Here is a 12,401-nt window from a genome sequence, read left to right as displayed (position 1 = left end):
CGGGTCGGCAGTCGGGTCGGCAGTAGGGTCGGCGCCCGGGGTGGTGCCCGGGTTTGGGACTCGCGGGGTCCCAGGTCCGAGCCTCAGAACCTCGCCTCAAGCCTGCGTCACCGGGCTGCGTCCCCGGGATGCGTCACCGGGATGCGTCACCAGGGCGCGTCAGCGGGCCTGTGTTCAGGGCGCGTGTAAAGGTCGGGCCGCCGACGAGGTCGTGCGCGTGTGGCGCGCACGACACACGGAAGGCTCAGGCCGCCAGCGAGGCGAAGATGACCAGGTTCTGCAGCGAGGCGGCGCCGTCGGGGCGCTGCATGCAGGTGACGATGACCAGCCGACCTGGCTCAGCGGTCCAGACCTCGTCGGCGGCGGGCAGGTCCGCCTTGTCGATCAGCCTCGAGCTCGTCACCGCGTAGACGCGGTCCTCGACCCGGACGGTGTCTCCAGGCGCGACGCGTGAGCTGCCAGTCTCCCGGTCCGCCAGATAGTCGCCGGGGGCCTGACCGCGCCCGCGCAGCGAGTGCATCACGACGAAGACGGTGCCGTTCTCGGCCTCCTCAACAGGGACGCCGCGGTTGCGCACGCGATAGGCAGACTGGAACCCGGGCGGCACGATCTGTCCGTCCACCTCGGAGAGCGCGCCGAGCGGCACGTCGAGGCCCACTTGCGGGACCTCGAAACGTGCGCCGTCGTCAGCAACCGCCTGCATCTGTCGCACCTGCTCCTCCGAAGGCTCGGTGCCCTCTTCGAGGCGCACCGGGCTCCCGGCCAGGTCACGCGGAAGGTCCGCCTGCTGCCTGTGCGTGTCCATGCTGTCGAGCAGGCCGGCCGCGCCCACGCCGCCCAGCCCTCCGCCCAGCACCAGGAGCGCGACGATCCACCCCGACCCCGTGCGCCGCCGCTCCGAGCGCCGCCGCCGACGGCGTTCGGCCCGGGGCGGCGCCGTCGCCGGGGCCGCGTCGGTCAGCGTAGGTGCCCCGCCGCGCGACGGAGCATGCTGCTCGGCGGCCCCCCTGACCGGTGCCCAGTCCGGTGCCCAGTCCGGTGCCGTACCGCGTGTCTGCTCGTCCATCCGTCAGCCGGCCTGCACGACGTGAGCGACGCTGCCCACGAGCTCGCTCAGCGTGCAATCGACCAGGCAGTCCTCGCCGACGGGTGCGCCGCACTGCGCGCAGTCGGTGAACGCGGCACACCAGGCGGCGTGCTTGCTCGCGTCGCAGTACTCGCAGCAGTGGAGCCGTCGGCAGATCCGGCACGTGTAGCTCTCGGAGAGGGCCACCAGGCGGTCGAGCGAATGGTTTCGCAGCATCGGAGTGTCACGCAGCACGGAGGCGGGGACGATCCTCAGCACGCAGGAGTGGTCGCAGATCTGCCCCCGGGTGGCTCCGCAGTAGTCGCACCCCACCTCATGGGCGGCCCACCCCAGGTGCAGGCTTGAGTCACAGCCCGCACCCAAGGAGGCTTCGCAGACGTCGCACGACAGTGAGTCGACCATGGCGAGCCCTCTGTCGGTCACCGCAAGCACTGTCCACCACCTGCCGTCGTCACATCCGTGTCGCACCCGTTGCCACACCTGCTGCCACGCCCGGGTCCGCTCGCAACGGCATCGGTGTCGGTGTCGGTATCGTGCGGACGCTGCTTTCGCGGCGGGGCTGAGGGGGACGAACGGACGCCGACACTGATCTCGGCCCGCCTTGTTCCCCTTCGCACTAAGGGACGCGCGAAAGGCGTCGTGGATGACACCAGGGGACCCAAGTGGTCACTTGAGATCAGCCAAGATGGTTGCGAGAGGTGTCGTCGGAGAGTCTCTGTCAGGGCCTCTCGTGAGTGGCTGTCGGTCCGGATCGCGACGCCATGCTGATCGCTGGCGGGGTGATCGCTGGCGGGGTGATCGCTGGCGGGGGTGTGCCACCCGGCCCCGGAGCACCTGTGCTCGTGGGTGTCGTGGAGGAAGGACTTCTGCGTGAAGCGGAGGGTGTCGGCAGTGGAACCGAAGACCGCAGAAAGCGGGGGCTCGGGTTTCGTCCTCGCGAACGGGCGCAGAGGGGAACGGGCGACGCCGATGTCGACCTTGAGCTGGGCAACGAGCTTGTCCGCGAACGTGTTACCGGCCAGCACGCCGAGCCCCTGACGAGCGAGGAGCTCGTCAGAGGCTCGGCGACGCCGGGCGGTTACCGCCGACGGCAGCCCTGCGGCCACCGTTTCACCGCCGCGACCCGCGGTCGATGTGGGTGAACTCGTCAGCGCGGCGTTTCGGCAATCCGCGGCGATGACGCGCGATGGTCACACCCGCAAGAGCCAATGTCACGCCTGCGGCGAGCAGGGCGAGCGAGGTCGGGCTGGAGCTGCTCCGGTCAGCAGCCATTCCCCCGGTGTGCACCACGGGGCCGATGCCGTCGTCAGGAGAGCCAGTCGGCGGGGCCGGCGCACGCACAGGAGTCTCGACGGTGTCTGAGTCGACGGCGGGGCCAGCGTTTGCGCCCGGGGTGCCTGCCTCCGGGGTGCCTGCTGCGATCGCCGTGTTCACCAGGTTCTTGCCGAGGTCGTCCTGGGTGATCGTGTAGGTGCCTGACGTGGCGCACGGTGCCGTGTCGCCGGGGGCGAGTGTGGAAACGCATTCCTGCCCGGTCAGGCCCAGCATCTCGTCGGTGATCGTGACGGGTGCCAGGGTGACGTTCCCGGTGTTGGTGACCTCGAAGGTGTAGGTGACGGTCTCACCGACGTCGCCGAGGCCGTTGCCGTTCGCGTCGTTCAGGGAGGCGTGCTTCTTCAGGTCCAGTGCAGGTGCTGGAGGACTCGTGCTGGTTGTCGTAGACGCCTCGTCCTGCGCGGGGCTCGCGTTTGCGCCCGGGGTGCCTGTTTCCGGGGTGTCTGTTCCCGGGGTGCCGGTTGCGATTGCCGTGTTCACCAGGTTCTTGCCGAGGTCGTCCTGGGTGATCGTGTAGGTGCCTGACGTGGCGCACGGTGCCGTGTCGCCGGGGGCGAGTGTGGAAACGCATTCCTGCCCGGTCAGGCCCAGCATCTCGTCGGTGATCGTGACGGGTGCCAGGGTGACGTTCCCGGTGTTGGTGACCTCGAAGGTGTAGGTGACGGTCTCACCGACGTCGCCGAGGCCGTTGCCGTTCGCGTCGTTCAGGGAGGCGTGCTTCTTCAGGTCCAGTGCAGGTGCTGGAGGACTCGTGCTGGTTGTCGTGGACGCCTCGTCCTGCGCGGGGCTCGCGTTTGCGCCCGGGGCGTCTGTTATCGGGGTGCCGGTTGCGATTGCCGTGTTCTTCAGGTTCTTGCCGAGGTCGTCCTGGGTGATCGTGTAGGTGCCTGACGTGGCGCACGATGCTGTCACGCCGGGGGCGAGTGTGGAAACGCATTCCTGCCCGGTCAGGCCCAGCATCTCGTCGGTGATCGTGACGGGTGCCAGGGTGACGTTCCCGGTGTTGGTGACCTCGAAGGTGTAGGTGACGGTCTCACCGACGTCGCCGAGGCCGTTGCCGTTCGCGTCGTTCAGGGAGGCGTGCTTCTTCAGGTCCAGTGCAGGTGCTGGTGCTGGAGGACTCGTGCTGGTTGTCGTGGACGCCTCGTCCTGCGCGGGGCTCGCGTTTGCGCCCGGGGCGTCTGTTATCGGGGTGCCTGTTGCGATTGCCGTGTTCTTCAGGTTCTTGCCGAGGTCGTCCTGGGTGATCGTGTAGGTGCCTGACGTGGCGCACGATGCTGTCACGCCGGGGGCGAGTGTGGAAACGCATTCCTGCCCGGTCAGGCCCAGCATCTCGTCGGTGATCGTGACGGGTGCCAGGGTGACGTTCCCTCTGTTGGTGACCTCGAAGGTGTAGGTGACGGTCTCACCGACGTCGCCGAGGCCGTTGCCGTTCGCGTCGTTCAGGCGGGCGTTCTTCTTCAGTTCCAGTTTAGGTGACGGAGCAATCAGCGGGACGGTGACCGAGTCGTCATTCGACTCGATGTCACCAGAGGGATCAGCGATTCCCTTGGCCCGTGCGGTGTTCGTGAACTCAGTGGAATTTGTGGCTTCCTCGGGGGTGACCGTGTGTGTTCCGGTGCAAGTGACCGAGGAGTTGGCTTTGCCTGCGGGGCCGAGGGTGAGGCTCTCGCACACGATGCCATCGGCGCGGTCGTCCACCAGTTCGAGATCTTGGATCGGCTCTTGTCCGGTATTGGTGACGGTGAAGACGTAGGGGATCTGGTCGCCCGCTTTATATCCCTCCGCGGAATACAACGGACTCGCCAGGTCCTCCTGCTTCACCAGTGTCAAACCCGTCAGCTCGTTGATCGTGCTGATCTCCAGGTTGCGCAGAAGATGGACGTCGCCCGCGTTGCCTGTGGACGAGGCGAAGCCGAACTTGTACGTTGCCGGCACATTCTCCACATTCGCAGTGAGGACGGGGATCATGCTCTCGCCGACCCAGAACCCGACGGTCGCGGTCGCCGAACCGTCGGCGTTCGTCGGTGAGATTTCGATCACGATGCGTCGTTGCGCCTGCTCAGCAAAGGCGTCGCGGACGACGGGATCCGGCGAACCTCCCAGCGCGGAGTTCCACGGCTCGCGCAGTGTCAGGTCTGGCGAGGTGAGTTGCTTCGCCTCGAGCAGACAGTAGCCCTGGGTCCATTCATCGTTGCCGTCACGCCAGCCGGCACCACGCACTGCGATCGAGTCTTGCAGGCGGCCGGCATTGCCCGGACTTAGGTCTCTGTCTTCACACCCGGCTCCCTGCCCGGTGTAGTTGCGAGAGAAGTTGCCCCACGCATCTAGACCGATCCCGAGGAATGCGCCGGCCACGCCCGGCCGGCTCTGGGACTGGCTGTACCCGAGGGAGCCGCCGGGCGCTCCGGTCTGGCTGAGCGTGAAGTTGCCGTTGGTCAGGAAGAAGCTGATGCCGTCGGCACCCCAGTTGCGGTGCTCCTCCTCGGGTGCGCCTTGGGTTGAGTTGACGAATCCGCCGTACTGAGCCTGATCGAACTCCACGTGCAATCCGGCGGAGGCCGGCAGCGCCTGGTTGAACAGCACCCCTCCAGCGCGGGAGGCCGAGGCTCCGGCGCCGTTGTTGTCGTTGTTCATGTTGCCCCCGCTGGCATCGGTCAACTGCAGCCATCCGGCGAGGCTCGCGCCAGAACCCTGTGACGGCACAGGGCCGACCTGGTAGTCGTCGCAGTCGCTCAGGTTTGACGCCCCGTCAGGAGCGCTGGAATTGGCTTCCGCGCCCGTGAGACATGCGCTGCCCAGGCCGATGAACTTGGGATCCGCGACCACCGCGCCGGTGAACGACTCGGTGACCAAGTGCGACCCGGCAGCGCGCGGTTCGGCGGTTGCGTCAGCAACGCCTAGCGCCCCGCCGACCAGCGTGAGAACGATTGCGACCGGCACGAGAGGTGTGGGCCGGCGCCGAGAGCGATTCTTGGAAAGCTCGGGTTTCGAGTCACTTGTAACCATCTTTATTCGGACTTCAGGCTAGGCGTCGGTTTCGCGAGAATTGCCTGCGGCCCGTGAGAAGCCCGTCGCATACGTCTTCCGCTAGGCGAACCCAGTAGTTCGGACGACATTCCGCGTAGTGACGGCGCGCGGGATGGGTAGCGGCGATGTCAAGCGCGAACCAGGTAACGCAGGACGTCGCCAACGTGCCCGCGGCGCGCGTGACTGCGATGCGGAAGGATCCGGTCCTGGCGGGGGTGGGTTGCGGCCAGATGGGGACAGCCTCAGTGGTGTCGAACCCAGGCGAACAGCGCGATCGCCAAACGTGCAGGGGAGGTTCACCGCGTGTGCGTGCGAGCAGGCGCGCCACCGCCTTGTCGCTCCACGGGACCCTCGGAGCGTGGGCCTCGGAGCGTGGTCCTCGAAGCGAACCAGCGGTGACGGCCCGCCGAGGTGCACGTCCTGCCCGTCCTGCCCGTCCGTGCCGCGGGGACGTGCTCTGCGAAGGCCGGGTGCCGGCCGATCGGCCGGCGAATGGCTGCGCCGTCAGCGGCTGGTGACGACCGTCGGCACCGCGACCGACTTGAGGCCCTCCACGCCGAACTCCAGGCCGTAGCCCGAGCCCTTGATCCCGCCGAACGGCACCAGCGGGTGAATGCCGCCGTGCTTGTTGATCCAGACGGTTCCCGCCTGGAGGCGCAGCGCGACCTCACGTGCCGCCGCCGGGTCGTCGGACCACACGCTTGCGCCGAGCGCGGCATCGAGGGCGTTGGCCGCACGGATAGCGTCCTCGACGTCGCCGTACTTGATGATCGGCAGGGCTGGACCGAACTGCTCCTCGTCGACCAGCGGCATGCCGTCGGTCGCGTCGGCGACGATCGTCGCGCGGTAGAAGTTCGCGCCGAGCTCGGGTGCCGGCTCGCCGCCGGTGACGATGCGGGCCCCGCGATCGCGGGCGTCGTCGACGAGCCGCTTGACGATGGCGAACTGCGCGGGGTTCTGCAAGGGGCCCAGCAGGCTTGCCTCGTCGATCCCGGGACCCATCGGTGAGCTCTCGGCCTTGGCGGCGAGCAGCCGCACGACGTCCTCGTACTGCGACTCATGCACATAGAGCCGCTTCAGCGCCGCGCACGTCTGACCGGTGTTGATGAATGCGCCCAGAACAGGTTGTCGGCGTGCTTTTCCAGGTCGGTGCCCGGCAGCACGATGCCGGCGTCGTTGCCGCCCAGCTCCAGCGTCAGGCGCGGCAGGTGCCCGGCCGACGCACGCACGATCGCCTGGCCCGTCCGCGTCGACCCCGTGAACATGAGCTTGTCGAAGCCTGGGTGCTCGGCCATCGCCGCGCCGACGTCACGGCCGCCTGAGACCACATGCAGCACGTCGGCCGGCAGCACGTCGTTGATCAGCGCGATCATCGCCTGCACCGCCAGCGGCGTGTACTCGCTGGGCTTGACGACGACGGTGTTGCCCATCTTGAGCGCGGGCGCGATCTGCCAGATCGTGATCATGAGGGGCCAGTTCCACGGCCCGATCGCCCCGACGACGCCGGCCGGGCGGTAGATCAGCTCCGAGTAGTTCTCGTCGTCGTCGACCAGCACCTCGACCGGAACCTCGAGGTCCGCGTTGGCGTGAAGCCAGCCCTGGCATGCGCCGACCTCCATGCGCGCGCCGAGGCCGTTGAGCGGCTTGCCCTGCTCGCGTGAGACGAGCGCCGCGAGCTCTTCGGCGTGGGCGCCGATGCGGTTGGCGGCGTCGTGCAGCAGTTCGCCACGCCGAGCGGCGGGCAGCGCCGCCCACCCCGGCTGGGCGGCTCGGGCGCGGTCCACCGCCGTCTCAAGGTCCTCGACGGTGTGCTCTGCCGTGAAGCCCAGGACCTCGCCGGTGGCGGCGTCCGGGATCGCGCGCCCGCCGACGACGCTCACACGATCGAGCAGGCCGGACGTGATGGTGGTCATGAGGGGTCCCTTCCAGGCGGGCTGTGGGCTGTGGGCTGGACTGCGCTGCGTGGTGTCGGGCGGCCGAGCGCGGGGCGGTCGGCACGGGGTCGGCACGCGGTCAGTATCGGGAAGGAGCCGGTGCCACGGCTTGGATCTACGCGCACGGAGGATGCCCACGGGTGCACGGTCCTTGATCTCGGTCTGGCCGACAGGCGTCCGCCCGGGATCGGGGCGCGGCGCGGCGAGCCGTGGAACCAGGCCCGCTACCCACGGACGCCTCGCTGCCGCCGTCGGTTGCCGGGTCAGTCTCCGGCGTAGCGCTCGACGAAGGCCCGCAGGATGCGGTGGGGGTGCATGATCGTGCGCGACGACGCCCGGTCCAGCGTCTCCTGGTACTCCTCGGGCGCGAAGTACCCGTGGTCGCGGTAGATCGTGATGCGTTCCCGGAGTCCCTCGACGTCGAGCTCCGGGTGGAACTGCGTCGCGTACAGGTTGCTGCGGACGCGGAACATCTGCACGGGGCAGCCCGACGACGACGCGAGCCGCACGGCGTGCGGGGGCAGGTCGCGGACGGCCTCCTTGTGCCCGACGAGTGCATCGAAGCGTGGCGGGAGCCCGGCCAGCAGCGGGTCGGCGGCGCCGTCGGGTGTGAGTTCGATCGTGACGGGGCCGATGATCTCGCCGTACGTGCGGTCGACGACGGCGCCCTCGTGCGTTCCGAGGGTGCCGACGCCGTAGCACAGGCCCAGGAAGGGGAAGTCGCGGTCGACGACCTCGTCGAGCAGCACCGCGAACTCGCGCTCGACCCGCCTCTGGACGGCGGACTTGGACTCCGCCGGGTCTGAGGCGTTGAACGGGCCGCCGCCCACGATGACACCCGAGTAGTCGGCGAGGTCGACGCGCGGCATGGGCGCCTGTTCGAGGCGGACGCGATGCACGCGGTCGGTCGCAAGGCCCCCGTAGCGGAGCACGGCACCGTACTCACCGTCGGCGGCGTCGTCCTGCTCGCGGGTCGCGAGCAGCAGAAAGGGCTTCATGGTGCACCAACGTTGCTGAGGGACCGCACCAGGCTCGGGACACGAACCCGGCAGGGCGGACCATGCGGCCTCACGCCCACGTTCCCCACATTGCGCGGGTCCCTGGCGGAAGGCAAACACGTGTCGCCCGCTGACGGGCCATGGTCGCGGGTCACCCTGAGCCGACCCAGAGCCGACGCCTGCCTCAGTTCTACGTCGGTGCTACGGCAGTACTACTTCAGGGTGTTGGTGACGATGAGGCACCCTGGATAAGCTCCCGGACCTGTGCGCGTATTGCCGCGCCTTTGATGACGCTGCCGGTCGGACTGAGGACCACATCCGATTCATTGTTCGACGTCACGCACCCAGACCTGCTGAAGAACATTCCGGCAGGAGTGGAGTTGACGGTGAAGCCATTGCTTGTCAGGCATCCACCCTGTTCCGTGGAGCGCTCCATGGTGACGTCGACCCCCAACTCCTTGGCGGCCGCGTTGAACTCTTCCCGGGTGGGAGTGTCGTCGAACTGGTCGCCGACCTTCGTCAGCGCAGTCGTCAGATTGGCGTATCCGGTCGCCAGCTCGGCGTCCTTGGCGGCTTCCCCGGTGCATCCGGCAACGGACATGACCACTGCCGCCGCGGCCACCGCCACCACCGCCGAGGTGATCACTCTGTTCATGTGTGCGGACCATCCTCACTGCGCATCGGGGTGCTCTCCGCGATTGCGGCGCTATCAACCCGAGTGGACGGTTTCACGTTGCGGAACAAGCGACAAGGCGGGGTGATCAGACGATTATAGCGTGTGTCGTGCGCGCGGCATTCGCACGACCGCGGGGCCGGGGCGCCACCAGTGCTGCGGCCGCAGAGTCGTGATCCCGCACTCCTTTCTCACTGCAGTGCTATCCCCGGAGTGAAGGCGGTCCTGGGCCAATCCAGCCCCGCAACCGGACCCCGCAACCAGACTCCTCGGGTGGATCGGGTGGATCGGGTGGATCGGGTGGACCGGGTGGACCGGGTGGATCGGGTGGATCGGCCAAGCGGTCGGGCCGGCAAAGCGGCTCGCGTGTCCGAGTGGGGTTCGGGTGGTGGGCCCCGGACGGGTCGAGCAGGCTGGCGCCGCCGCGTGAGTGGTGTCGCGCACGCCACGTGCGCGCCGGCTTCGGCCCCACCGGGGCGGAGTATAGTGAACAGCGTGTCCAGTAATGCGAAAGAGGTGACGTCGTCGGTGACGACGCCGCCTGTAGTGACATCGCCTGCGGTGACATCGCCTGCGGTGACTGAGTCGGGTGCTGACGGCTCGGCGGCTGGCGCGTCCGCGGCGAGTGAGCACCGGCCGGGCACGAGTTCTGGCCGACCCGGCCCGCGACAGCCCCGCTCGCAGCAACCCCCGCGCAACAGCCCCGCGCGGGACGGCCCCGCTCGGAAGCCGCCCGCGTGGCGGTCCTCGATGCCGCGGCCGACCTCGCACTCGGCACGGCGTGCGTCCCCACCATCGACGCGGTCGCCTCCCGTGCAGGCGTGTCGCGCACCACGATCTACAAGTGGTGGCCGTCTTCGGCCGCGGTGCTCGCGGAGGCGCTGCTCGAGCGCTTCCACGAGTCCATCGAGTTCGATGACGGACTGGCCGTCCGCGACGCGCTGACCCTGCAGGTCGACGCACTGGTCCGGTTGTTGCGGGACACGCCCGCCGGGGCGCTGCTGCGCCAGCTCCTCGCCGCCGCAGCGAGCGACGAGCGCCTGGGCCGCGCGCTGCTCGCCCAGTGGATGGATCCGCGCCGAGAGAGTGCCGTCCACCACGTCCGCAGGGGGATCGAACAGGGCGACCTGCGCGCGGACGTCGACGCCGACCTCGTCGTCGACGCGTTGTTCGCCCCCGTCTACCACCGGCTTGTCTGGGGCCACGCGCCGCTCGACGCCGGACTCGCGCAACAGGTCTGCGACCTCGTCTGGCCCGGCATCGCCGCATCCAGGACGGCGACGTAGGCGCCGTCCGCGGCTGGCTCCCCCGGTGGCGGTCGGCAGTGGCGCGGCCCTGCGGTGACCGTCCCGGAGCACCTCATGTTCCTTGAGCGCCCCGCATTCCCTGGGAACCCGTCTTCCACGAACGCCGGTCTTCTACAGGCGCCCGTCTTCCACGATCTCCCGGTTCCCTGAGCGCCCGTCGTGTTTGAGCGCCCGTCGTGTTTGAGCGCCCGTCGTGTTTGAGCACCCGTCGTCTTTGAGTACCCGTCTACCGAACAGAAGGACATCATGACCACCGTCGCCAAGAACATGGTCGACACCCTCGTCGCAGCCGGCGTGAAGCGCGTCTACGGCATCCCGGGCGACTCCCTCAACGGCTTCACCGATGCGCTGCGCGGTTCCGGCATCGACTGGGTGCACGTGCGCCACGAGGAGGCGGCAGCGTTCGCGGCCGGCGCCGAGGCCGCCCTCACCGGCGAGATCGCCGTCGCCGTCGGCAGCGCCGGGCCCGGCAACCTGCACCTCATCAACGGTCTGTTCGACGCCCAGCGTTCGCGTGTGCCCGTGCTGGCGATCGCCGCGCACATCCCGACCGCCGAGATCGGTAGCGGCTACTTCCAGGAGACGCACCCGCAGGAGCTGTTCCGGGAGGCCTCCGTGTACTCGGAGTACGTCTCGTCGCCGACGCAGATGCCGCGCATCCTGCGCACCGCCATCCAGACGGCGATCGAGAAGCGGGGCGTCGCCGTCGTCGTCATTCCCGGGGACATCGCGCTCGCCGAGGCCGAGGACACGACGGTCACCCCGATCCGGGCGACGACGCCGCGCATCCTGCCGTCGCAGGCCGAGCTCGCAGAGGCCGCCGCGCTGCTCACGGACGCCGGGCGGGTCACGATCCTCGCCGGGGCCGGTGCGCAGCACGCGCACGACCAGGTGGTCGCGCTCGCGGAGAGGCTCGCCGCGCCCGTCGTCCACACGCTGCGCTCCAAGGAGTTCGTCGAGCATGACAACCCGTACGACGTCGGCATGACGGGCCTGCTCGGGTTCTCGTCCGGGTACCGGGCCATGGAGGACGCCGACACGCTGCTCATGCTCGGCACCGACTTCCCCTACCGGGCGTTCCTGCCCGAGAAGGCCAAGGTCATCCAGATCGACCTGCGCGGCGAGCACCTCGGCCGACGGGTGCCGCTGACGCTCGGCCTCGTCGGCGACGTCGGCGAGACGATCGACGCGCTGCTGCCGCTGCTCGACGAGGCCGGCAGCGCGCGGGGACAGAAACCGGACCGGGCGCGCGACCGGGCGCGCGATCGCGCGCACCTCGACGACTCCCTCGCCCACTATGCGAAGACGCGCACCAAGCTCGACGACCTCGCAACCCCGCGCAAGGGCGACCTGCCGCTGCACCCGCAGTACGTCGCGCGGCTCATCGACGAGCTGGCAGCCGACGACGCCGTCTTCATCCCCGACGTCGGCTCGCCCGTCATCTGGGCTGCTCGCTACCTGACGATGAACGGGAAGCGCTCGATGCTGGGCTCGTTCATCCACGGCTCGATGGCCAACGCCGTGCCGCAGGCCGTCGGCGCGGCCGCCGCGACCGGCCGCCAGGTGGTCACGCTCTCGGGCGACGGCGGGGTCGCCATGCTGCTCGGCGAGCTGCTCACGCTCACGCAGAACGAGCTGCCCGTGAAGGTCGTCGTCTTCAACAACTCGTCGCTCAACTTCGTCGAGCTGGAGATGAAGTCCGCCGGGTTCGTCACCCACACCACGGGCCTGAAGAACCCGTCGCTCGCCGCGATCGCCGAGGCCGCCGGGCTCAAGGCGTTCCGGGTGGAACGGTCGGCCGACCTCAAGGGGGCCCTCGCGGAGGCGTTCGCCTACGACGGGCCTGCGCTCGTGGACGTCGTGACCGAGCGTCAGGAACTCACCATCCCGCCGTCGGTCAAGCTCGACCAGGCCAAGGGCTTCGCGCTCTACACGCTGCGCACGCTGCTGTCGGGACGCGGAGACGAGCTCGTCGACCTGACACGAGCGAACCTGCGGCAGGTCTTCTGACCCCAGCCGGAAACCAGGAGCGGGGCG

General features: G+C 69.1%; 7 protein-coding genes and 1 pseudogene. 2 read left to right on the top strand and 6 right to left on the bottom strand.

Going from position 1 to position 12,401, the window contains the following annotated elements; all coding sequences use genetic code 11:
• Window positions 1–244: 244 nt before the first annotated feature.
• From ET495_RS12685 to ET495_RS12660, 6 genes and pseudogenes are all read right to left on the bottom strand, one after another.
• Window positions 245–832, bottom strand: coding sequence for a class F sortase (locus tag ET495_RS12685; RefSeq protein WP_129205100.1), 588 nt, complete (start codon window positions 830–832; stop codon window positions 245–247).
• Between the two features lie 237 nt (window positions 833–1,069).
• Complete coding sequence (locus ET495_RS12680) at window positions 1,070–1,345, bottom strand: hypothetical protein (protein ID WP_129205099.1); 276 nt, start codon at window positions 1,343–1,345, stop codon at window positions 1,070–1,072.
• Window positions 1,346–2,197: 852 nt separating this feature from the next.
• Window positions 2,198–5,365, bottom strand: a complete 3,168-nt coding sequence (locus tag ET495_RS12675) for a DUF7507 domain-containing protein (protein WP_162616473.1) — start codon at window positions 5,363–5,365, stop codon at window positions 2,198–2,200.
• A 591-nt stretch (window positions 5,366–5,956) separates the two neighbouring features.
• Window positions 5,957–7,365, bottom strand: a pseudogene (locus tag ET495_RS12670) (aldehyde dehydrogenase family protein).
• Window positions 7,366–7,649: 284 nt separating this feature from the next.
• Window positions 7,650–8,384: a glutamine amidotransferase gene (locus tag ET495_RS12665; RefSeq protein WP_129205097.1), complete on the bottom strand. Its 735-nt coding sequence runs from the start codon at window positions 8,382–8,384 to the stop codon at window positions 7,650–7,652.
• 217 nt (window positions 8,385–8,601) lie between these two features.
• A complete protein-coding gene (locus ET495_RS12660; RefSeq protein WP_129205096.1) occupies window positions 8,602–9,039 on the bottom strand; it encodes a hypothetical protein in 438 nt (145 codons plus the stop codon).
• 755 nt (window positions 9,040–9,794) lie between these two features.
• Between ET495_RS12660 and ET495_RS12655 the strand changes: the two genes are divergently transcribed.
• Together ET495_RS12655 and poxB are read left to right on the top strand one after the other, a co-directional pair.
• Window positions 9,795–10,343, top strand: coding sequence for a TetR/AcrR family transcriptional regulator (locus tag ET495_RS12655; protein WP_129205095.1), 549 nt, complete (start codon window positions 9,795–9,797; stop codon window positions 10,341–10,343).
• 267 nt (window positions 10,344–10,610) lie between these two features.
• Window positions 10,611–12,374: a ubiquinone-dependent pyruvate dehydrogenase gene (gene poxB / locus ET495_RS12650; protein ID WP_129205094.1), complete on the top strand. Its 1,764-nt coding sequence runs from the start codon at window positions 10,611–10,613 to the stop codon at window positions 12,372–12,374.
• Window positions 12,375–12,401: the final 27 nt, after the last annotated feature.

Origin of the sequence: Xylanimonas allomyrinae (assembly GCF_004135345.1) — a bacterium.
GTDB lineage: Bacteria > Actinomycetota > Actinomycetes > Actinomycetales > Cellulomonadaceae > Xylanimonas > Xylanimonas allomyrinae.
Note: the sequence above shows the minus strand (reverse complement) of the source record. Positions and strands in the feature narration are given on the sequence as shown.

What these genes read in the sequence shown, in the direction of transcription:
- ET495_RS12665 (WP_129205097.1), bottom strand. Translation starts at nt 8,384, where the DNA reads ATGAAGCCCTTTCTGCTGCTCGCGACCCGCGAGCAGGACGACGCCGCC.
- ET495_RS12660 (WP_129205096.1), bottom strand. Translation starts at nt 9,039, where the DNA reads ATGAACAGAGTGATCACCTCGGCGGTGGTGGCGGTGGCCGCGGCGGCA.
- poxB (WP_129205094.1), top strand. Translation starts at nt 10,611, where the DNA reads ATGACCACCGTCGCCAAGAACATGGTCGACACCCTCGTCGCAGCCGGC.